The 21,343-nt window shown below is 42.6% G+C and carries 32 protein-coding genes and 1 tRNA gene; 11 read left to right on the forward strand and 22 right to left on the reverse strand.

Annotation, left to right across the window (positions count from 1 at the left end):
- Positions 1-189: 189 nt before the first annotated feature.
- The 8 genes from FVW27_RS08680 to FVW27_RS08715 form a co-directional block, all read right to left on the reverse strand.
- Positions 190-264 (reverse strand) — tRNA-Arg (locus FVW27_RS08680).
- Between the two features lie 405 nt (positions 265-669).
- Positions 670-906: a hypothetical protein gene (locus FVW27_RS08685; protein ID WP_167124386.1), complete on the reverse strand. Its 237-nt coding sequence runs from the start codon at positions 904-906 to the stop codon at positions 670-672.
- A 253-nt stretch (positions 907-1,159) separates the two neighbouring features.
- A complete protein-coding gene (locus FVW27_RS08690; RefSeq protein WP_167124388.1) occupies positions 1,160-1,315 on the reverse strand; it encodes a hypothetical protein in 156 nt (51 codons plus the stop codon).
- Positions 1,316-1,364: 49 nt separating this feature from the next.
- Positions 1,365-1,544 carry a hypothetical protein gene (locus FVW27_RS08695; protein WP_167124390.1) on the reverse strand — a complete coding sequence of 60 codons (180 nt, stop codon included), beginning with the start codon at positions 1,542-1,544 and terminating at the stop codon, positions 1,365-1,367.
- A gap of 204 nt (positions 1,545-1,748) precedes the next feature.
- Complete coding sequence (locus FVW27_RS08700) at positions 1,749-1,979, reverse strand: DUF7180 family protein (protein ID WP_153647571.1); 231 nt, start codon at positions 1,977-1,979, stop codon at positions 1,749-1,751.
- 278 nt (positions 1,980-2,257) lie between these two features.
- Positions 2,258-2,518 (reverse strand): hypothetical protein, encoded by a 261-nt coding sequence (locus tag FVW27_RS08705; protein ID WP_167124392.1) that lies wholly within the window; start codon positions 2,516-2,518, stop codon positions 2,258-2,260.
- A 177-nt stretch (positions 2,519-2,695) separates the two neighbouring features.
- Positions 2,696-2,914, reverse strand: a complete 219-nt coding sequence (locus FVW27_RS08710; RefSeq protein WP_167124394.1) for a hypothetical protein — start codon at positions 2,912-2,914, stop codon at positions 2,696-2,698.
- Between the two features lie 610 nt (positions 2,915-3,524).
- On the reverse strand, positions 3,525-4,043 hold the full coding sequence (locus FVW27_RS08715; protein WP_167124395.1) for a DUF7174 family protein: 519 nt from the start codon (positions 4,041-4,043) through the stop codon (positions 3,525-3,527).
- A 684-nt stretch (positions 4,044-4,727) separates the two neighbouring features.
- Here FVW27_RS08715 and FVW27_RS08720 point away from each other — a divergent pair.
- The 7 genes from FVW27_RS08720 (at position 4,728) to FVW27_RS08750 (ending at position 8,926) form a co-directional block, all read left to right on the forward strand.
- On the forward strand, positions 4,728-5,033 hold the full coding sequence (locus FVW27_RS08720; RefSeq protein ID WP_167124397.1) for a hypothetical protein: 306 nt from the start codon (positions 4,728-4,730) through the stop codon (positions 5,031-5,033).
- A gap of 67 nt (positions 5,034-5,100) precedes the next feature.
- Positions 5,101-5,340, forward strand: a complete 240-nt coding sequence (locus FVW27_RS08725; protein ID WP_167124399.1) for a hypothetical protein — start codon at positions 5,101-5,103, stop codon at positions 5,338-5,340.
- Positions 5,341-5,584: 244 nt separating this feature from the next.
- Positions 5,585-5,824 carry a hypothetical protein gene (locus FVW27_RS08730; RefSeq protein WP_167124400.1) on the forward strand — a complete coding sequence of 80 codons (240 nt, stop codon included), beginning with the start codon at positions 5,585-5,587 and terminating at the stop codon, positions 5,822-5,824.
- 368 nt (positions 5,825-6,192) lie between these two features.
- A complete protein-coding gene (locus tag FVW27_RS08735) occupies positions 6,193-6,414 on the forward strand; it encodes a hypothetical protein (protein WP_167124328.1) in 222 nt (73 codons plus the stop codon).
- A 162-nt stretch (positions 6,415-6,576) separates the two neighbouring features.
- Positions 6,577-6,930 (forward strand): hypothetical protein, encoded by a 354-nt coding sequence (locus FVW27_RS08740; RefSeq protein WP_167124402.1) that lies wholly within the window; start codon positions 6,577-6,579, stop codon positions 6,928-6,930.
- A 73-nt stretch (positions 6,931-7,003) separates the two neighbouring features.
- Positions 7,004-8,587 carry a DUF3987 domain-containing protein gene (locus FVW27_RS08745; protein WP_167124404.1) on the forward strand — a complete coding sequence of 528 codons (1,584 nt, stop codon included), beginning with the start codon at positions 7,004-7,006 and terminating at the stop codon, positions 8,585-8,587.
- A gap of 3 nt (positions 8,588-8,590) precedes the next feature.
- Positions 8,591-8,926, forward strand: a complete 336-nt coding sequence (locus FVW27_RS08750; RefSeq protein ID WP_167124406.1) for a hypothetical protein — start codon at positions 8,591-8,593, stop codon at positions 8,924-8,926.
- An 11-nt stretch (positions 8,927-8,937) separates the two neighbouring features.
- Here FVW27_RS08750 and FVW27_RS08755 read toward each other — a convergent pair whose 3' ends face one another.
- The 11 genes from FVW27_RS08755 to FVW27_RS08800 form a co-directional block, all read right to left on the reverse strand.
- Positions 8,938-9,330: a hypothetical protein gene (locus tag FVW27_RS08755; protein ID WP_167124407.1), complete on the reverse strand. Its 393-nt coding sequence runs from the start codon at positions 9,328-9,330 to the stop codon at positions 8,938-8,940.
- Positions 9,327-9,812, reverse strand: coding sequence for a lysozyme (locus FVW27_RS08760; RefSeq protein WP_167124409.1), 486 nt, complete (start codon positions 9,810-9,812; stop codon positions 9,327-9,329). The genes FVW27_RS08755 and FVW27_RS08760 overlap by 4 nt, the downstream gene beginning before the upstream one ends.
- Positions 9,812-10,027, reverse strand: a complete 216-nt coding sequence (locus tag FVW27_RS08765) for a holin (RefSeq protein WP_167124411.1) — start codon at positions 10,025-10,027, stop codon at positions 9,812-9,814. Before FVW27_RS08765 ends, FVW27_RS08760 begins: the two co-directional genes overlap by 1 nt.
- A 128-nt stretch (positions 10,028-10,155) precedes the next feature.
- On the reverse strand, positions 10,156-10,332 hold the full coding sequence (locus FVW27_RS21260) for a DUF7244 family protein (RefSeq protein WP_424991862.1): 177 nt from the start codon (positions 10,330-10,332) through the stop codon (positions 10,156-10,158).
- A gap of 84 nt (positions 10,333-10,416) precedes the next feature.
- On the reverse strand, positions 10,417-11,547 hold the full coding sequence (locus FVW27_RS08770) for a metallophosphoesterase (RefSeq protein WP_167124413.1): 1,131 nt from the start codon (positions 11,545-11,547) through the stop codon (positions 10,417-10,419).
- An 82-nt stretch (positions 11,548-11,629) separates the two neighbouring features.
- Entirely contained in the window at positions 11,630-11,881 is a 252-nt protein-coding gene (locus tag FVW27_RS08775; protein ID WP_167124415.1) for a hypothetical protein, read from the reverse strand.
- A gap of 366 nt (positions 11,882-12,247) precedes the next feature.
- A complete protein-coding gene (locus FVW27_RS08780; RefSeq protein ID WP_167124417.1) occupies positions 12,248-12,469 on the reverse strand; it encodes a hypothetical protein in 222 nt (73 codons plus the stop codon).
- Complete coding sequence (locus tag FVW27_RS08785; RefSeq protein ID WP_167124419.1) at positions 12,469-12,663, reverse strand: hypothetical protein; 195 nt, start codon at positions 12,661-12,663, stop codon at positions 12,469-12,471. The genes FVW27_RS08780 and FVW27_RS08785 overlap by 1 nt, the downstream gene beginning before the upstream one ends.
- Positions 12,664-12,741: 78 nt before the next feature.
- Positions 12,742-13,161, reverse strand: coding sequence for a VRR-NUC domain-containing protein (locus FVW27_RS08790; RefSeq protein ID WP_167124421.1), 420 nt, complete (start codon positions 13,159-13,161; stop codon positions 12,742-12,744).
- Positions 13,158-13,391 (reverse strand): hypothetical protein, encoded by a 234-nt coding sequence (locus tag FVW27_RS08795; RefSeq protein ID WP_167124422.1) that lies wholly within the window; start codon positions 13,389-13,391, stop codon positions 13,158-13,160. Before FVW27_RS08795 ends, FVW27_RS08790 begins: the two co-directional genes overlap by 4 nt.
- Positions 13,392-13,393: 2 nt before the next feature.
- Positions 13,394-15,388: a DEAD/DEAH box helicase gene (locus FVW27_RS08800; RefSeq protein ID WP_167124423.1), complete on the reverse strand. Its 1,995-nt coding sequence runs from the start codon at positions 15,386-15,388 to the stop codon at positions 13,394-13,396.
- Between the two features lie 96 nt (positions 15,389-15,484).
- Here FVW27_RS08800 and FVW27_RS08805 point away from each other — a divergent pair, with 96 nt between their 5' ends.
- From FVW27_RS08805 to FVW27_RS20615, 4 genes are all read left to right on the forward strand, one after another.
- A complete protein-coding gene (locus FVW27_RS08805) occupies positions 15,485-15,958 on the forward strand; it encodes a helix-turn-helix domain-containing protein (RefSeq protein ID WP_167124425.1) in 474 nt (157 codons plus the stop codon).
- Positions 15,959-16,009: 51 nt separating this feature from the next.
- Entirely contained in the window at positions 16,010-16,489 is a 480-nt protein-coding gene (locus FVW27_RS08810) for an HNH endonuclease (protein WP_167124427.1), read from the forward strand.
- Entirely contained in the window at positions 16,486-17,409 is a 924-nt protein-coding gene (locus tag FVW27_RS08815) for a primase-helicase zinc-binding domain-containing protein (protein ID WP_167124428.1), read from the forward strand. Before FVW27_RS08810 ends, FVW27_RS08815 begins: the two co-directional genes overlap by 4 nt.
- Before the next feature lie 87 nt (positions 17,410-17,496).
- Positions 17,497-19,974, forward strand: a complete 2,478-nt coding sequence (locus FVW27_RS20615; protein WP_208294706.1) for a pectate lyase family protein — start codon at positions 17,497-17,499, stop codon at positions 19,972-19,974.
- Between the two features lie 36 nt (positions 19,975-20,010).
- Here the strand turns inward: FVW27_RS20615 and FVW27_RS08825 are convergent, their stop codons facing one another.
- The 3 genes from FVW27_RS08825 to FVW27_RS08835 form a co-directional block, all read right to left on the reverse strand.
- Entirely contained in the window at positions 20,011-20,439 is a 429-nt protein-coding gene (locus tag FVW27_RS08825) for a hypothetical protein (RefSeq protein ID WP_167124430.1), read from the reverse strand.
- Positions 20,436-20,810, reverse strand: coding sequence for an HNH endonuclease (locus FVW27_RS21265; RefSeq protein WP_167124432.1), 375 nt, complete (start codon positions 20,808-20,810; stop codon positions 20,436-20,438). Before FVW27_RS21265 ends, FVW27_RS08825 begins: the two co-directional genes overlap by 4 nt.
- Before the next feature lie 179 nt (positions 20,811-20,989).
- Positions 20,990-21,343, reverse strand: a 354-nt coding sequence (locus tag FVW27_RS08835; protein WP_208294707.1) for an ERF family protein, incomplete at its 5' end; no start/stop codon positions are given.

Genomic DNA, 21,343 nt, shown 5'->3' on the forward strand with positions numbered 1-21,343 from the left:
CGAACGTAAGCTACTAGGAATTTATGAGTGTCAGGGTCAGCGCCCGACATCTCCTTTACTTTCGCTACCGCATCCTCAGCGCTGATTGCGGCAACTGACGCGATGTATTCTTGAGTGCAATTCTTGCAACTGCGACCCATTAAACGAATAGATAACTTCACATCCCACATTGATAGTGCTCCTTGAATTTGGCGCTCCGTGGTGGAGTTGAACCACCATCAACAGCTTAGAAGGCTGCGGCTTTCTCCATTAAGCTAACAGAGCATAATCTTTAGCTAGACTTGCTAGATGAAGATTACTGGTTACGGCTCCAGCGTCGCCTGCTACGACCGATTTAACTGCCTATTTGCGCTAGGTCTTACAAGCCACTTGAGGGTTTAATGTGCCGCATACGCTACCTAATGAGCGACGGACTTAGTAGTTGCGCTCCGTGCGCCGTTGCCACTTGGTGGCCTCGTTTGTCTACGTGGTTAATATTAGATGCTTCCGCTCAGAGATGCAAGATCTTTTTAACAATCCTCATTTAAACGATTAAAAATAATCTCAAGCAACCAGCCCTTCGATAAACCAGATTGTTAACTCGCTCATAACATAACCACGAACACAACAGCGCCGATGCTGTATGCAACCACCAGACAAAAAGCAAATCTAAAAAATGCTTTATCTAACTTACTCATAAAGGCTATTCCCATTCTCATCATGACCAACACGACCTTTTCTATAACCCGCAATCCATACAAACTTATCCCTCGCGATTAGTGTTGATACGGGCCCCCAGATCTGGGTTATAAGTGCAGCAACAACTTTATCATCCTTCTTCTTTGCTCCCAGTTTGCCGTACTCATCGTTCAGCTTGTCAGCCTGGCGCTTAACTGCGTTAAAGTATGCGTCTTCTAATCCGAACATTATTTAACCTCTCGTTGTATCAGCAAAATCAATCTCTTCGAAATCGTATTCATCAAACGCCCTCTTATCATTACAGTTCATTGAATTTACGAATGATTCAGCGTCACACCTCGTCGGGAATGCGATGACGCTTATAGAATCTTCGTCACCTATATTATACCCATAGACTACATAAATCTTTGAATAACTCATCTCTCAATCTCTCATTGTGTTGATAAGGTAATTATATGCCGTCCATGGCGAATGCGTTTAGCTATTCTTGCTCTTTTTTCTCTGCTGTAAGTCCCATCTTATCCTCGCGCTCCTTCCATAGATTCATTAGCTCAAAGTACATCATAGCAATATCTCCATTCCTAGCCTCATCCATCTTTCTCTTTGCCCACTGGCTTGGTAATTCGTAGTTATCCATCTAATCGTATGCCTTAAATTATCGTTCGTTAGAATGCGTTTTAGATGCGTTAAATTCGATTCAATTGCTCAAGAATTTCGTAAGCCAACTCTCGAGCCTGCTCTTCAGTTAAATGAATTGTGTGAACCTGTGGGTCTTCACGCATTCCGCAAGCCTGTGCAATGATGAATGTTGCGTAGCCATCGAAGTGGTTGGCCTGAAGCTTAGGTTCGCTCTGTTGGAATCTCATATGTGTCACCTCATCTCGTTTGATATGGTAACTATACCAAATTACCCCAACCCTGTTTTATCAATTAGTGCTATTCAGCGATTTTATATGAATTAATGTCACCGCCAAGAACCAGCCATTGCGCCTTTGCGCTCTCGTAGCTATCGTGCACTCTAACGTGCTTAACGCTGTTAAATTTTCCCGTGTAGTACGTATGAACGTAAATCATTTCTTTGTTTCCTTATCCCAGTTAGCCAAGTATGCAGCGTTGACGCTTAGTGACTCGTACTGGCGAGATGACTCGAAGTCGCTTACATCGAATTGCTGATTGTTAATCTGAGTGCAAACCTCTTTAGCCACACGCATTACAGCAAAACTCCTTGTATCTTTTGTTGGTGAGTTAATTATCGACTTAAGAATTGCTGCATCTGTCTCTGACAGGTTAATCGTAATCATTCTTTAATCTCCTCTTTATCGTCATCCGCGAAGGATGCAATCATATACACAATCATAAATCCAAGTGACCAGATTAGCCATGGCATTGTTTGATATAAAACATCACCCATCATCAATTGATTGTGCATTAATTCTTCTCCGTAATCTTAACAATGGCAACAATAGCCACAATACCAACCAGGCAAACAGCGATAACGTCGTAGTACATCTTGAATCCATCTCTCGTTTCGATGAAGCTATTATGCCAAACTCCTTCCCTGGAGTTTTAACAAAAAGTGCTATTTAACATTAAGTTTTGGTTTGGCCGACTCGTTAATCACTCTCTGACCGTAAAGCTCTTTAGCCTTCTGCAATGATTCAATTGAGTCATTAAGGTCAGTCAGGTAATCCTTGTGGCCACGCAAGCCAGTGCAAAGCATCTTCTTTATCGCATGCTGCGTGGCCGGGTCCGATACACCGAACGCATCAAGAACACGATAAACATCTACTTTTGTCACAGTTCCATCAATCCCAATAATTTCTCGATCGTAGTTACTCATATCTCAACCCTCGTTATTGTGCCGCCATGCGTCTTAAGCATGAGCTTTGCGTATTTTTCGTCTAAATAGTGCAGGAGCATATCAATACCCTTGCTGCTGAATTTGTGTTCGTATATGGTCAATCAAATTCCTTTCGTGTGGTTTATGCGGGGATTATACCAGTCAGGATGAAAAGTGCTATTTCATTACCACTTCAAAAACGAACTTAACTGAGCGGCAGCTACTAACAAAACCAAGGTTTCCGCCAGGTATGTGCTCAAGTGGGAATTTGTAATCCTGGAAGCCACCTTTAACTGCCCATGTTTTACCGTCTACCAGGGTTGCTAAATATTTGTGACCTTTAATAAATTCTGGGTTATTTGTCTTAATGCATTGCAGTGTGATTGTCTTGTTCATTTTATTTTTCCTTTGCATCTCTCGTTTCGATGAGATGATTATGCCATCCTTGGCATTATTACGTTAGGCAAAAAGTGCTATTTCCCAGTCAGGAGTAATTTAGCTTTCCGATAGAACTTCATAGCCATCTCAACCTCCTCCTCACTGTAACGCAAGTGGTATGGTAGTCTACTAGGATGCTCACCTTCGTATACTTTGAAGTTAGGTTCCCAACACTCATCAAGGATTGCAGGGTGAACATAAATCTTATCACCAATCATGCAGACGAGATTCATCTTCTCTAGGTCTGGGATAAGTCCCTCCTGAAGCCTCGCCATTAGTCTGACATTACGTGAATCAACTGGTTTTGATTTCCTGAGGCCTTCGTATAATGACCTAACACCAAGCACCCCTTTCCCGTTTCTTCCCATTTTCATAATTAGATTAACAAGAACCGCATGCTCGCTACCTTTGTAGATTGACGATGCATCAGGGCGACCCCAGAAGCGCTGAGTTTGCCGATATCAGTTATTACTGATTGCCACGCGAAGAATTGAGTAACCATCACGCTGCGCAATTCTTACGATTTCCTCGCCACTTAGCTTCACATCATTGAAATCAAACATTCCCATTATTTGGTCTCCTTGATAAGTTCCTGGTAAGCGGTTAGTGCGAACATTGCGCCATTAAGCTCCTCGCCTTTCAGGTGGATTACGCTCGGAGTAACTGCAAGAAGTCGCTTCTTGAACTTCTCAATGATAGCCGCCTCCCTCTCTTCCCCTGCTTTGCTTCGTGAGCCATGATTGATTGCACCAGGAACAAGCGAGATTACCGCAGAACGAACCTCCTCACCATTAAACTCCATATCCTTTATCGAGAACATGGACCTGACGTTTGCAGCCTTAATTTCAGGCATGCGACTTACTGTGTTTGAAACGTATGAGGACTTCAGCTTATTGAGATTGTACTTACCATCCGGCTTAAGGTCTTCATCATAAACCTTGCTAATTTCCTCCTTGCTAAGCCCGTACACCTGGCGAACAATCATACGCACTGGTACTGCAAATGATTTCGTGTCGCTATTTAAAGCCTGAGTCGCCATGTAGCGAACTACTTCACCAAGACTTACTGCTTCTTTACGTTCTGACATTCTTATTACTCCTGATTGGTTGCTCTTCGTTAAGATGCATCCATAGTATCACACATCTACATGTTATCAAGTGTTATCTCATGTTATTTTCAGCCAGATACGCCAAACCACTCTGAGAGCCGCGCCAGAAGCGGTGTAAATGTCGTGTGTATGAATTTCCGCGGAAATGTCGGGGGTATACCTATATATATTAATATAGATAAATATAGTCATTTTCATAAAAAACTATCGACCCTCCCCATATGACAGATATACAAGATATACATATATATAATAATAATAATAATAATAAAGTAAAAGGTTGATATATATAGATATTATTATGTAACCATTGCGTAATTGCGCGTTATAGGCGTACAGCATTCCTACGGAGGGTGGGTGCATCTACACAACATAACTTCGGTAACGTGTACATCCAAAATGGCTCAGCCAGAATCAAAATCAACTTGTATGGTAGTCCTTCCTCTATTCATTCACTCCCACACAAATAATTGCTAAATTCGCAACAATCAAAAACATCATTGCATCAGATACAATATTGCTATATGTGCAATAATGAGGTGAATCATTGCAATATCTGCAAGAATCAATAAATCCAACGAATAGCACTTTTTGCTAATGACCAATCAGGAGTGATTTGCTATTATTACTCCATCGAAACGAAGAACTCACGGAGACACGAAAATGATTAACATGAACCTTTTCACTAAAGCTGACCGCGAAAATATGCAATCACTGGCAGACCTTTTCGCCACCGCTGAAATTGCTGAAATGTTCATGACTGAGAATGAGTTCCGTGATGGCATCAGTAACTCAATCGAAACTAATTTCGGTGATGCTCGTATAACTGGCGCGATGTTCGCAAACGTTGCTCGTAAATTCTTCCAGTCATTCCGTGATGCTCGCCACGCAAAAGGCGCTTTCCGCTCCGCAATGGAAACTTCTGAAGAAATTAATGCATACATCGAACGCAATAGCACGAATTGCTAAACCTCAATGCCAAGGATGGCGTATAGTTACTTCATCGAAACGAAACGAACACACCGGAGATAAAAAAATGAGCATTCAGACCACTAAAACAGAAAAACTTCTCTTCACTAAGCCTGGCTCAAAAGGCGTTGAGATGATGTTGGTAAACGGTAGCGTGTTTAATAACTGCGGCAATGTTCGAGTAGGCAACAAATACACCTGGTTGAGAACTCTCCTTACTGAAGATAGCCTCAACTCAATGATCGCCAAAGGTACATTGATTGAAGTCCAGGATGACTGGAAGTTTTACACAGCAAAGCAGCACTAATAAATTATATCGCCGCCGGACGACATCCGGTACAAACCAAATGAGGGTATAGATATAAATATTTATAAAGATAAGTTACGCCACGAATGCGCACTGATTGGGCTTAACGAGGATTACACCGACCTTGTGGTGCGCGGAAAGTTGGATATTAATTTAGCTAAGCAATTCCAGTCAGATGATGAATTCCTGTGCTGCGATGGACTTGGATGCGTCGAGTGTTTACCATTTATTTGAGGATTGAAATATGAAAATTCGCTGCACCAATTGCATTACCAGCGCCGACAAGAAAGTATTAACTCCATTCGTTAAAGGCTCTGTATACGACGCCGAGCCGCTAATTATTAAAGGTAAGACAATCCCGAACGAATGGGTTATTAATGGCGCTGAGAGACCTCACAAGCACGATTCTGGATGGATTGCTATCGCTGGCTGGAATCTTGGTATGTTTATTCCTGGAATCGCAACGTTTGATGAGGTGAAATAATGAAAATTAAATTAATCAGCTTTGCAACGAAACACGGCAAGTATGAGAAAGATTTCTACGAAGTCGAGATTGGAGGTGTTTACGAAGTTATGCGCCAGTATGAGTCCGGTGAGGTTAGTATTAAAACTCCGTCAGGAAGGGAACTTCCATTGTTTACATCAGAGTTTGAATACATTATGGAGGCCTAAATAATGCTACTACCATCTGAGATAAATTATTTCGATCTTGAGGTCATCAGCGCCTATAGCGGAAAGGGCTGGCCTTGTGGTGACTGGTTTCGTGAGGACTTGCTGGAAAGCCACGAGATTATGCTCAAGGCGATAGAAAAGGCAAGAAATAGCACGAATTGCTAAAACGAAATCGCAAGGATGCGGTATTATCTTTCCATCGAAACGAAACAACGAAAGGTAAAGAAAATGATTATTTTAACTCTGATGGTTATCGCAGTAGTTTTCCCGATGGTTGCCATGATGGTTGTTGAAGTGATTGATGCTCGCGACACTAAAAAAACTTACGAAGCAATTAACGCTAACCGCGGCCCTTCAAAGTTTGCTGGTGCTAAATTTTCTAGCAACTGTAAGGCTCACTAATGTTCGACAACTTTTGTGACGCAATGGAAGAGGCAGTGTACCGCGCGTCACTTGATGGCAAGATTTACGGACTGGTACAAAAGACAGATAAGATAGTCGTGCGCATCGTGCGCAAATCAGTACCGAACAAATTCATGTGGAAAACGAAAGAGAGGGCTTAAAATGACTACTACGATTACAAAAAACTGGGTATCAAGCGATAACAATTTGTTCAAGGCCCGCGTTAAAGATGGTGTAGAGCAGATTAAGGTTAATGGAAAATGGCAGAATCTTACAGAGCGCGGAAAATACATCAAGACCAAGACTCTATATTGTACAAAGGTTAACCATCACTCATCTATTCGCAAATACTTCACTGAAGGAAAGCGATATCAAGTTGATATCCATGCTGGACTTGGTCAGCGCGCTGGATATATCTATGACAAAGAAGGAACCGCCTGGCAGCTATATAGGGATGAGGATGTTGGATTTGTTACTGTCTGTGGTGACTACAGGTTTGAAGCAAAATACTCATAATAGCACTAAAAGATAAAGACATACTGAGCGGGTGTTATATAATGCCCGCATATTAACGAGATGGAGTATTAAGATGTTTGATTTCAACGAAGATAAACTATCTGTTGAGCAGGTTATGGCAATTGCTGCGACCGACAACCTTCCACCGCTTCGCGTGGCTATTAATGCTAATGGTTATCGACAGTCCCAATCATTCTGGAAGGCTCCGGTCGAGATTGATGCTGCAAATGATAAGTACCCTGTAATCTCACTAGGTAATGATATTGATGTTGTGGGCAAGTTATCAGCTAACATTGCTCGTTCGGTTCAATTCCCTGAGTCTTCAGCTTATATGCACTTTCTGGGGTGCATTTCTGCCGCCATGCTTGGTCGATTTACTGTTGAGTATCACGGAAATCAGCAGCCAACCGCGCTCTACGTCGTAACAAGCCAGCCACCATCAACTGGTAAATCAGCAATTAACTCGCTTTCAATTGCCCCAATGATTGCTGAGACTGAGCGGATTAATGAAGTGCGAAAGCGCGAGCGCAAAAAGATTATGGCCAAACTATCTGCATTATCCAAAGAGATGAAGCAGGAAAAATCTCCGTCAGAGATGGCTTCACTTTTTGAGGAAAAAGAAGATTTAGAAGAGAAGCTGGAAAAGCTGTGCGATATCGTTTTCCCCGTATCCGACACCACGCCGGAAGGTCTTGCGCGAATAAACAACCGACAGGGCAACTTCGCAGTAATCTCTGATGAGGCAACGAGCGTAAACTCACTACTTGGCATGACCTATGGTGATGGCTCAAAGAAAACGAACAGCGAGCTTGTGCTGAAAGCATGGGATGCTGGTAACGTTTCTATTGCGCGTGCGAACGCTGAAAATAACATGAGCTTTGTCGCTATGGGCTGCATCTCTGTTATCGCACAGGATGAGACCATCAACGCGATCATGAATGCTGGTGCGCGTGGTATCGGTGTGTCAGAACGTTTCTTGCTTGTGCGTGAGAAGTCATTCCTTGGAGACCGCGTGTTTGTTGACGAGAATGGTGACTCAACATATGAGGCTATTGACGGTGGGCTGAAGGCTGATTACTTCCGTCTCGTTCATGAGATTATGAGTGAAGTCGAAGTGAAACTAACTGTAAGTGCCTCTTCAATGCGTTACCTGAACCGCGCGCGTCAGGAAATGGAACCGCACCTTGGTGATGGTGGTAAGTACTCTCACACAATGTTACGTGGCGCTCTAGGTAAGTTTGATAAGCAAGCAATTCGTATCGCCTCTGTGCTGCACGTTATTCGTAACTGGTTCGCACCAGCAGGGTCGAGCCCCCAGAAGTCCAGGGAGATTGAGCTTGAGACAATGCAGGAGGCGGTTATGATTTTTAACGAACTAAGCAAGACTTATTTGTCATCCGCTAGTGCCGCTGGTCACGCTGGTGATAATGCTGAGATGAATAAGCTGGTTGATATTCTGATTAAGCAAGGAAAAAATGGTAAGGGTGTCGTTGGTGTTCGCTCATTGTATGAAGCTGCGCGAAAGGTTAAACCTTTTGAAGCTCAAGCTGGAATCATGACTCGTATTAAGGACCATTTGATTCCGATGCTGGACGAAAAAAACTATACGTGCCTGATTGGTGATAAAATTTACATCAATCCAAGACTGCTGGGGTAACCTATGTTTCTTCTCGACGTGTACAGGTTCTGCGAAGGATGCAAAAACTTCAACCGCCAACACCTCGCAAGATTCATCTACAAGCACAAGGATTGTGCAAGGATTGCTAAAGCTGCGGGGGTTGATGAAAGATATTTTGCATCGAGTTGCTCGAAGGAGTTTATGGCGAGAATGCTTACGGCTGGGTATCTTGATGGAGTTAATGGTGTGTACTGGTCTAAAGGCTCGAGCAAAAGGCCATTCCAGTTTGAATTTATGAGCTTTAAAGGTAAGTCTAGTGCCTATGTGAATGAGATGATGAAAATAGCAAACATGAGTGACGAAGAATTATTTGCATAAAAATAGCCCCATTACGGGGCTTTTTTGTTTGCTCTATAAAGTACATAGCAGCCATTAAAAACAATTAACAGAGGGAACCCAATTAATGCCAGTAATTCATAAATTCCAGATGAATCATTGTTGGTGATTTCAATCTTCTCAGCAGTGATTGTTGAGGCCTTAATCGAGTTGTCAGAAGTCTTTTTCCCGCTAGAGCTATCCAGCGACCCAACCTTGGAATCTTTAACCGTGGATTCACTGGAGCTACTGGAGTCAACCTTGCTCGTTAAACCAACTCCAACCTTATTGTTCTCCGCACCTGCCTGAGCACTAATCTCTGGTTTACTACCAATTAACCCGGTCAGCGCAGATGTTGCCGAACAACCAGAAAGCAGAATCACCGCAGCAATTAATACAACCTTCATTTACCAACCCCACTTAAGCATAATTTTATTTCCTCGTTGCGCCTGTTCACGAGCCCCTTGACGACAACCTTCTTACCATTCTTGGTTATCTTGTTCCACATCCCGAGAGCCTTGCAACCCTCCTCAATCTTACCTTGGTTAATAAACCTTACTGCCGTGGACTTCCTCATTGCAGAGCCGCCAACGTTATAACTAAAACTGATTAATGCCGCTCTTGTTTCTGGAGAGATAGGGTATGTCACCGCATCCTGAACATACTTCCCATGAATCTGAATGTGCTTCTCAAGCAGATTCCGGCACTCCCTGTTACTGTACCTCTTACCCCATACAACATCAGGGCCAGTAATGCCAGCACAGACCGTAGGGATTCCTGCAATGTCCATGTAAGGCTTGTACTCAACGCCCTCTACAAGCTCAATAATCGGCGCTGCGATGTATATTGCCGCTGCCGTCGCTGCACTAATTACCAGCTTCTGCTTCATTACTTACTCCTAATATTGATAGCTTTTTTTAAATCTCCTGACTCCAGCGCCTTCCTGATTGCCTGGCTATCCTTAAACTTCCAGTAAGCTCCCCACAACCCGAAAACAACAAGAGCTATAAGGCTGATTATTGCGATTGTCATTTGACCAGTTGCGGCGCCAGTTACAGCCGCCCCACCTGTTGATGCCGTAGCGGCGTTAATTACTTCCCTCACGTGATCACCTTTAAATCCTAATTTGTCAATAGATAGTGTAAATATAATACAGTAGGCAAGTGTGGATTGTAAGCACAAAAAAGGGGAGCCAAAAGGCCCCCCGCTTGCAAATCTATGTTTTTGATGTGTTAATCTGCGATAATAAATTCAACTAACGAACCATCAATCGGCGCTAAAATCCACGTCATATCGTCGCCGTAAATCTTGTAATATCCGTCACCTTGGTACTCTGCATTGTACGGCTGGTTGACTGTAAATGGCAGGGTCTTGGAATTGTTTTTGGTGCAATAAATCATTTTAGTCATTTTGTGTTTACTCGTTTAGTTTATCTAGTTTCGATGCGGTGATTATGCCGCATTTCTACGGCATTGGTTATGCAAAAAGTGCTATTAGCTAAACATTTCTGGGCGACAAGTGAATCGACCAATCTCGCCGAATTTAGGGCTGTAGATTATTACAGACGCCTGGCGATAAGAGCGATAACCACCGTTTGCGCTGTAAGCATCTTTCGCACCAAGCTGACCATGAGACTCATCAATACCCAAGTTACCTTCTGTAATCGTTTGATGGTGATAATGGCCCGAATGGGTATAAACATATTCTGATTCACCAAACGCCTTGCGGTGGTCACGTGCCAAAGTTGATAAGCGAGTATCTGGCTTGCGAAGCTCATGACCATGACAGTATCCAAGAAGCGTCTTGCCAAACTGAGTTACGTGCAACGCAGCAGGTGAAGCATCAACATTTACCCTTGGCTCATCCATATAGAATGCCGCCATTGCTGCACGCAACCAAATCATACCCGAAAGGTCGTGGTTACCTGGAATAATCTGAACTTCAACTTCTTTATGCTTATCAAGCATCCGGCTAATTGCTCGCCGAGTCGCTCGAACCGCTACGTAAACAAGCTTATGGTATCGGCTATCCTGGTCCAGCACATGATGACTAGTAGGCGTAACAGCTTCCAATCCATCTGAGTGGAGGAAGTCGCCACCAATCAGCAATACTGCTTTCTTAGAACAAGGAGCCTTAGCAACAGCGTAATCAAAATAATCATTAAGGACACGCTCTGCGATTTCAGTACTGTAATTCTCCCCGCATTCTGCATGGTGCGCCATTGCTCCAATGTGCATATCAAAAACAGGATAAAGACTTAAAGTGTCTTCCCACAAACCAACTCTTAATGCTCTAGGCTTCTCGCGCGGCAATTCATCAGTAAGCGCTTCAATAGCCTGAAACATCATCTCTTCTTGCTTCTCTTTGTCGATGTCAGACTTAACCCACTGCTGCTTAATCTCACCATCAGCACCAATAAGACTTGATACACCCTTAACTGCATAACCTTGAGGAATAAGGTTGCTTACATCTCTACCGTGCCCCTCTCCAGCCTTAGCTAGCTTACTACGACGCAATTCAACATTGCGAATATTCATACCGTACTTCTCTGCTATTGCTTTGTTAGTCATGCCGCTCGCTAGTTCTTCACGAAGCTGTTCGTTGGTTATTTTTGCAGTTGCCATTTTTAAGTTCCTTAATTCATTACGATAAAGTATAAGATAATAAAGCTAAACAGTGGTGTTAATGCTACTAGTGTTAGTGCTCTCATTCAACCTCTTTTAACCAATAATCAATCATCTCAGCACTAATTGCTAATTTCTGATCTAAGTCAGTCATGCAAAGGTTTCCACAAGCTGGAGAATAGTAAATCTGCACCCACTTTCCGTCTTTAGTTTTTGCGTTCACATCCACATAATCAGGAGGAAACCAGTCAGCAATAGGTATCGCTCTGAACTTTGCTCCACTTTGCCCATGTACTAAATCGTAATGCTCTGGCTGAAAATCTAAACCTAACATATTTAAACCTTCGTTATCTTAAATTTGCATCCCTGAGATTTCAGGAAATCGTTAACATCAATACTCACACCAGGCTTAACTCTCACATATTTCCTTGGACGATCTTGTATATATGAAAATTTACCGCCGTACACAACGCTGATTTCTTGAATATCGAAGTATTTAGATATTTTCTTGATGTCATCTTGCAAACCCGCCTCTCCACAGTGCGCCCATACAGCGGCGCGTCCGGTTTCAACTATCATAGGCCGTAAGCCATTTTTAAGTATTCTCGAGCGCACATCCAGCAATACTCTGATCGAGTCTTAACAGCGTCACTTGCGTAAACCTGTGCAATCTCGAACATCTCTTTGTCTACTATTTTCATCACTCAAAATCCTCCAGGCAATCCTTTTTCATTTCTTCGATATCAGCAATTATACGGTCACGCCATGTATCAATATCGGTATTTAAATAATCTTCTTCAAAGCTCATATCAAGACAAAGTGCTAAGTCCCATGGGTTTTTGTTATAACCAGATTTCTTTAGCTCATGAACTGCCATTAACTTAAACACTTCCCATTGATTTTCAAAAGTAAAGATAGCCATTATTCTGATACCTCATCAAATTTTTCGCCGAATGCGTTTTTAACAGTTTCTAAATCATCTTTGTAGGTTGGGCTAACTTCGAATGAGTAACCACAATTATCATCAAGCACATAACCGCCTTCAGTGATAACCAACTCGTACACATAACCAGTTTTGCGTGATTCGTACATTTTGCCAGTATAGATAGTAGCCATTTTCTTTCTCTCTTTGCTTGTTTCGTTTCGATGAGTTGATAATACACCAACTCACCAATTCGTCTTTAGCAATTCGTGCTATTTTGAAATCATTTCTTTGAATGCTGCAAGAAAACCTTCGCGCCCATAGGCTACAGCGGAGAAACCACCTGATTCTCTTACGCTTTTAAGGAAAGACTTTTGTTCGTCGCTGACTGTGCTAGCCTGGGTTTTGCCAGCCCTCTTTAGCTCTATGGCTCCGAAAGGGTACTTTCCGCGAAGTGATTCAGGTATCAGGAATAAGCAGTCTGATACGCCCTTAAGGAGCCCTTTAGCTGCATCCTTCCTTGCTGACCCAATTGATTTCATCCCTTCATTAACTGTGTGCCAGTAAACAATCTGAGGGTAATGATACTTAACCCAATCAGAGCAAAAGATCTGTTCGTCGTCCTCCTTTGGGCATGACTTTACAGCACCAGGGTAAAACTCAATGTAATCTTCTTTATCTGTGATTTTCAAAATAATGGTTCCGCATCTTGATTTCTAGAAAAGTAAGCTGAGATTATTTCATGCTCACTAAGGTAAATGCCATTGTACACCATACCTGCACAACAGGAATCCTCGCTCGTTACCCCATGATATAGTATATGTTCAAAAACATTATCAGAGACGGACATTAGAGTCTCATAGTTTCTTTTCTTTATGTCTTCTTCAATCATTTCCTTTATAGCTAAAGCTAATGCACTCATAATCAATCCTCCATAGTAAAAGATTTGTTTGCAATGATATCCTGACCTTTCTGATTTTTTCTATGAGTCACCCGCAAAGGCTCACGAAATTGACTTGCGTTAGTCATAATCATTCTTGCATTACGCAGTCTCCCGATGCGAAATGCTTCTGTTTTGTTAGCGATGTGAGTTTGGCAAAACGCCTTCCACTTCACAGAGCAAACGCGATGATCACTCTCTGGAAAGAAAGTTTCGTAAGCAACAAACCTGTCACCGCTGTGAGCCATGATTTCATAGCGAGCAACGATCCCGTTTTGGTTTTTAGTTAACCCAATACTGAATCCGTAAACTCTCAACCAATCCCCTTGTCGATACATCTTTCCAGACAGCTTTGCGTTAGGGTCAATAAGCATTTCTCCGCAGCAACGGCAGTTTTTAGCAGCAATATCATTCTTCTCACTACAACCTTTCTTAATAGTAACTTTTGTCTGCGTGTCTTCAATATCATCACAGGTACGAAACTGAAAAAAGTGCTCACACCTTTTACCTTCGATAACATTATTACAACGACGAGCAAATGGCGAGTTCTCATAGCTACAAGCTGGACATACCCTTGGCTCGTCACCACCTTTACTAGAAGACTTGAATTTCTGGTCTTGCACCCCCTCTATAATTGGGTCAAAGTACAATTCTGCCATATCATCAAGAGTACCAGCGAAGTCCAGCACCACGTGATCATCCTTAACCATTCCCATTTCCTTATGCTTCTTCTTAAGAATCCGCATACCTCGCCCCAAAAGTTGAATCAATAACGTGATGCTTCCAACCTTCCGAAGAATTATTGACGTATCCCATGGCGGGACGTTCACGCCGGTTGTGAGACAACCAATCTGAAAGATGAATTTATACTTACCTTCAGCTGCGTCAGAAAGAATCTCACGACGTTTTTTCTCACCAGTAGAGTCAGTTACTATAGCCCAGGTTACGCCATCAGGAAGCGCCGCGGCTGCCTCCTCGCAATGCCGCTTGCCTGAACAAGTTACTAGCGCTGCGTTACGAGTTTCCATAAACTTGGCTGCGAACTGCATAATCTTTTGCGTCATGGACTGGTTTTGATGAATTTTTTCCTGCATCGCATCCATTTCTTTCTTACTGAAGTCTTTGATTCCATCATCACCATCTGGCGCAAATTCAGCAAGATCATAACCCAAATCACCAACCTCACCGTAAACAGTTGGGACAACAAAACCCAAATCCACCAGGTAATTGGTTGGAACCTGCATAACCGTCTTACGCCAAAATCCTCGAATGTTAGGATTACTTACCACGATATGATTGTTATCACGGTATGGGCTACCAGTGAGACCAAAGATACGTAGTTCTCGCTTGTATTTCTCACGGCAACGGCGTTTCATCTCTGTAATGATTAAAGTGTATTGCGAACGACCTGTACCAGTTAACCCCGTGTATTCACCATCCTTGAAAACCATCTCACCTTTTGCGGTGCTCATCTGCTCAAACGTTTCCTCGTTCTCTTCGGCTTCGACAATATCCATATGATTTAGCATGTGGCACTCATCAATAGCGATAACTGCCGGAACATAGTCACCAAGCCCCTTGAACAAGCCGTTTGCCGCCGTTCCTTCACTTGCCACTATAGTTGGGTAGTAAACAGATTTAACGTTAAGGCCAGCGCAATATACGCTATTACGGATACCGAAGTTACGGAGTTCTTCAGCATTCTGGCTGATGATTTCTGACTGGCGAGAAAGCACCATGTAAGGAAGGCCAAGCTGCTCCATGCGTTTACCAATCATGGCAAGAATGATTGTCTTACCTGCCGATACCGACAGGTCTGCTATGAATGGCGCTTCGTACTTAGCGATGTGCTTACCTATTTGGTCGAATGTCACGCACTGGAATGGGTATGGCGTGATTTCTCCAAACTGATAATCCTTCTGAATCTGCTTAATCTTCTCTTGATCAAAGTTGGCTACTAAGCGCTCTACTGGAAGCATTTTAAATATCCTAGCTGTTTGTTAGTTCGTTGCATTGCTGTATAATAGCAATTATCGAACCTATTGTTTAACAAAAAATGCTATTGAGGTGATTAAATGAATGCAGTTGATAAGCGAACCATTAACGGCAATAACGGAACTGTCCGCACTGAAGACAAAAAACAACGAAAACGACCATCGGGTTACTACGTTTTAAAAGATGAAGTAAGAGCCGGGCTACGCGCGCGACTGGAGATTGTTCTTGATTTCTTCGGCACAAAGGCGAATATCGCAAAGCAGCTAAAGGTGACACCGCAGGCTGTAGAAGAATGGTTTAAGCGCGGAATGATATCGGCACGTGGAGCTCAGCTTTCACACAACTACTACAAGCGAAATGGAGAAGGCTTTCGAGCCACATTCTGCCGACCAGACCTGCAATTCGACGGCAATGGCAAGCCGCTAACTCTGCGCTGCAAAAAGCGTCACATGCTGCGCGTGGTTACAGAGGCTGAACTGGCCACTAAGCCAGAGTGTCGTTCGTGGCGAAAAATTAAAGCCGCCAACGAAGCAGCACGAAAAGCTAAAGAGTAAGGAATTGGATGTGCCATAATCGGTACATCCTTTTTTATTGGAGAGAAGAAAATGAACTGGCATGATTATTTTTACTATGTAGATGGCAAATTGCATTGGAAGATTAGCACTGCAAGACGTGTTAAGGTTGGCGATGAGTGCAACTCACTATCTACATCTGGCTATTACAAAGTGTCTGTTAATGGCTTTAGGACTTATGTACATAGAGTTGTGTGGGAGATGTTTAATGGAGAGCTTCAAAATGGCGACTACATTGATCATATAAACCATAACAAATTAGATAACAGAATAGAAAACCTAAGAGTAACAACAAATCAAGGTAACTCAAGAAATTGCAAGCTTAGCGTTTTATCAACAAATGGTTATTGTGGAGTGGCAAAGCTAAATCACGGAAAATTTAAGGCTCACATCAAGGTTGACGGCAAGCATCTACACCTTGGGAACTTCGATACTCCAGAGCAGGCGTATAAAGTAAGAATTGAAGCAGAGAGAAAATACAACTTTCACGAAAATCACGGGTTAAGCAAATGAATTACGATAAGAATGAAGTTATACCTAAGATGGCCGGATTGTGGAAATCATTTTATGCAAAGGAACTTGGTTGGAATGATAGACACCTAAGTAAGAAGCACGGACCATGCCCATACTGCTTTGGCACTGACAGATTCAGATTTACCGACGAAATAGGCAGTGAAAAAGGAAATGGCGCGGCAGTTTGTTCGAAATGCGGAAGTGACTCCGGTATAGGATGGGTCATGAAGTGCACTGGATCGTCCTTCGCCGATTCAGTAAATTTGCTTGGTGACTGGCTGAACTTAACACCAATTGAGGTTATAGTTAAAGCAAACAAGCAAGCATCAAGAACCCAGCTCTACAAAATGGGCGCACAGATTGATCACGAAAGATGCCTGGAGATAATGGAAAGGACTGAGAGAGTAGAATCTACTCCACTCAGCATATACGAGGGTATTTATAGCGAGTTTGGTTTTGATGCTGGCAGGACAAAATCAGGCGAACTAATACACGCAGTGCCGTGCTTTATGGCTTATAGTGACGGCATATCAGAAGAAATGTGCAATGTAATGTTTATCAATGAAGAAGGGGGTGTTAGTTATGCTGCAAAAGATTATACTCGCCAGTCTATTGCTGTTATTGGCACCTTTAAAGATGATGAGTACGCTTATCTGGTCGATAATTGGATTGATGGTGTTCGCGTTCATCTTGCTACTGGCAAACGCTGTGTGCTTGTTTGCCACTCTAGCTACAACATGGAGATGGTTGCTTATGCGCTTAGAAACTACAAGCTGAGAGTGGCATGCAAGCTTGATAGGGAATTGCTTTGCGTTGCGGATGACAGGAACGTTGACGTGGTAATACCAAATGATGAATACTCATTCAAGAGCGGTATCAGGAAGAAGATATATAAAGCGAGTGATTTATTGAATAGTTAACCTCCTTCGGGAGGTTTTTTTATGCCTTAAAGATGCTACAATCCAAATTAGCAATTAGTGCTATTTTACAAATGGAGACTTTACACAATGGCAATTTATGACTTAGGAACAGCGTCTCTGGCCGCTAATGGCGAGGTGACTGGCGTAGGGACAACATGGAAGGCGCCCCTTACACTGATTAGAGTTGGTGCAACCATCGTATTTAAAACTGAACCAGTACAAATTTACACCATCTCTGAAATTATCAGTGATACTCAGATTAATGTTTATAACCCCAATTCTGAGACCGTTCCTGCCGGAACTGGTTACGCGATTCTTGCTCACGATGGAATTACCGTTCAGGGTTTAGCTCAGGATGTTGCTGAAACTCTCCGTTACTATCAATCAAGGGAATCAGAGGTCGCAACAGCAGTTGATGTTTTTAAGGCTTTTGATCAGGATAAATTTTCAAGTGATGTAAGCCGAGTTAACACACAATTTGGAGAAATTACTGCTATTGGTGCTCAGGTCTCATCTGATGCCGCCAAAGTGACCACCGATAAGAATGCAGCGGCAGCAAGTGCAACCAGCGCATCCGCTGACAAAGATGCGGCAGCTGCATCAGCGCGGGAGGCGGCAGATTATGCGGCGTCACTTGACACACAGAACATATTAAGAAAAGACTTGGCGCTATCAGACTTAACTGACAAGCCACTAGCAAGGCAGAACCTTGATGTTTACTCCAGGGATGAGACTGACTCAAAAATAATTAATGATTTGTCCGAGAGAGGAGGTGAACTCATTAATTTGAAAAGGGGCGGTCTTACATCAAACTTATCGACTACGATTGCTGATTTTTACCAGAATACAGTTATTAACCTTGTTACAGATTACGGTCTTGTTGGTGACTTTGATCCCACCACTGGCGTATCTAACGGAACAAATAACGTCACTGCACTTCAGGAAGCAATCAATGATGTTATTTCCAACGGAGGTAATGTGACATTAAGATTCCCGTCAGGGAAGTTTAGATTTAAGCGTCTAAACACATACAAGCCAGGTGGCGTAGCTGTTACTTTAGGTGTTGAGGGTGCAGGTTTAAAGAATGTAATTATTGAGGGGGATGGATTCTCAACCGAACTCTATTGCGATGATATTGGAAGATTGTTCGGGCTTTATGCTGCGAACAACGTTATCATCCGAAATATGAAGGTGATAGGTTACGGGGGCGGTGCTACTTCGCCATCTCGAGAAAGAGACCAGGCATTCGCGTTGGGTTATAAATGCAAGAGCGTCATTTTCGATAATGTTTACATTGATAACTTCTACGGTGACTGCATCTATTTTGGTGGAGATCTTGAGAATGGCGCAATAACAGGAAAATTCTCTAGAGATGTAACAGTAAGGAATTGCATACTTAAGGAGCGTTACGGCAACGGCATTCGATCCTGGGACGCATCAGGTGGCGGCACACGATCCCGTTTGGCAATGGCTGTTATCGACGTCGTAGGCCTGAAAGTACATGACAATATTATTTACGGAGAAATAGATCTAGAACCAAACTCGTCAGGCCAGAATATGCAGTATGTGGAAATCCATGACAATACATTCCGCAGTGCTGGAGTTATCCCAGTAACCAACCCTTACGAGTGTGAGCCATTGTACGAAGGAACAGCCACGATAAGAGGCGGTGTAACACTGCAAACTGTTGCGTCAAACTTGACGACCGCATCAATCACAATTCGCGATAACGCAATTGAGTACGGGCGAATTCGAATTACTGGTGGTTCAAATGCAGGTCATGTGTTGTGTCATGGCAATAGGATACGTCGTGGTGGGTTTTTTATTGGGCATTATTCTGGAACAAACAACAACCCTAACATGATCATTAGGGATAATCATGTTGATGCTGGGTTCAATGGTAGTGACGATTACAACATGGAAGACTGGATTACTGTCGGAAGCATCCCTTTAGCTGCATTCTTTATACAAGGCAGCCTTTCATCATGTCGCGTTATTGGTAATACATGTGGAAGCCAAGATGCTAGTTTTTCTAATATGTTTTATCTTCTTAACACCACGCAAACAGGTGGGGTAGATATTGAGGCGGGCGGCGGTAGTAACCAGTGGGTGGAAAACATTGCAGTTAACACCACTGCTCTTCGTAACTACACAACGCGAACTACAGACCTTGATATTGGGAACTCCGTAATGCCAAACTCTGGGGTTGGTCGAACTGAGTTTACTAAGCAGTTAGCGAGAGTATTAATTAATCCTGTCGTTAATGTGACCGTTTCGGGAAGTAACCAGAAGATACAATTTAATACAAATCCCGGTAATAAATATAGATTAACTCATAGTGCAAGCTCTAGTGTAGATGGAATAACTGGCTACACTGAGGAAGCCGGGATGCAAATACAAATAAGGAGTTCATCAGCTTCTGCATCAAACACTTTGACATTAAAATCTAGTTCAAGTTTTTATATGAAAGGAGGAGTAGACGCGACCTTGAAATCAACTAGACACATTATTATGGTTGAGTTAATAGAGCCAGAGGGGTGGACTGAGGTATATAGAAACTTTTAACAATAAAAAAACCCCGCCTATGCGGGGTTTTTACTATCAAAATGGAATATCATCTTCAAAAGTCTGATTCTGCTGTGGTTGTTTTTGCTGCTGCTGCTGTTGCGGCTGCTGTTGCTGTTGATGTTGTTGTTGTGGTGCTGAATCACCACGCTGACTAAACTCAAGTCGCGGGTTATTCATGTTGATTGTTACGTAAGTCTTTCCATCCTTATCACGAACATCAACAGCCAACGTTTCGCAACTTACGCTAACAATCTTTCCTTCCTGAAATGCCTCGTCATACCATGCAAGCATTGATTCTTTTGCAAAGAATACAGCCCTGTAATTGTTCCAGCAAGTTTCATTATCTTTGTTCTTATATCTTTCTGACAAGTCTATAGCATACATTTTCCATAAACCATTTGAATTGCTGCCTTCTTTTGTGAATGGCTGGCGGCGAATTGTACCGGTAATTACGTGACTCATTTCATTTCCTCTCTGTTTATAAATTCGGATTTAAACTTTGATTTTATATCCAACAACTCATTGTACGCATCTATAGGTAGCAGGTGATACTTTGTTGAGTAAAACTTTCTATTGTACATCCATCTACCGAAGTACTTTCCTGTTTTCTTGTGTAAGCAAACACCTTTATATCCAAGTGAATTATTTTTATTGGCACCCCTGTTTTGTTGGTTTTCTACCCTATTGCATTTCCTTAAATTTGCAACGTTGTTGTTTGATGGATTACCATCAATATGATCAATCTCAAAGCTACCTAGCAAATCCTCTCCAGAGTTAACGCAATATGCAATGCGATGCACTTTTAGTCTTTTATTGTCTTGGTATATTGACATATAACCAAGATGATCCGGCTTTCCTACAACTAATCCGGCCTTAGCCTTTTTTACCGCGAATCTCCTGCAAAGGTTTCCATCTTAATCTATTTTGAATAACTTAGATAAGTATTCAAAGCTCAAATTCTTACCATTCATTCTTTTCTCTCTGTTTTGTTGGGGCATAAGCCCCGTTTTATTTAGAATGTGTCGATTTGTTGTGATTCTACTTCAACCTTTTCGTCAGCACCACTTTTTTCTGCAACTTTCTTTGGTGTTGCTGGGTTGAATCCAGTTGCTGCATTGGCTTCAATCTCTGCCTTGCGCTCGATAATGTGAGGTTCGAAAACCTTCCATCCCGCCGCGTCTAGTGATTGCTTGGCCTCTTTCCAGACTTTACGTAACTCATCAAGCGTGTTGCACTTCTCTAGCTCGCGCTTGAAGTCTTTAACACCTTTAGCTGCGAGATTGCCATCGTCATCTGCCTGACTAAGACCTAAAGCTGCTGTAATGCCGTAGCGTCTAGCATATGTAAGAGCAGAGCCGTAACCTTG

It is taken from the genome of Nitratidesulfovibrio liaohensis (genome assembly GCF_011682075.1).
Taxonomy (GTDB): Bacteria; Desulfobacterota; Desulfovibrionia; order Desulfovibrionales; family Desulfovibrionaceae; genus Cupidesulfovibrio; species Cupidesulfovibrio liaohensis.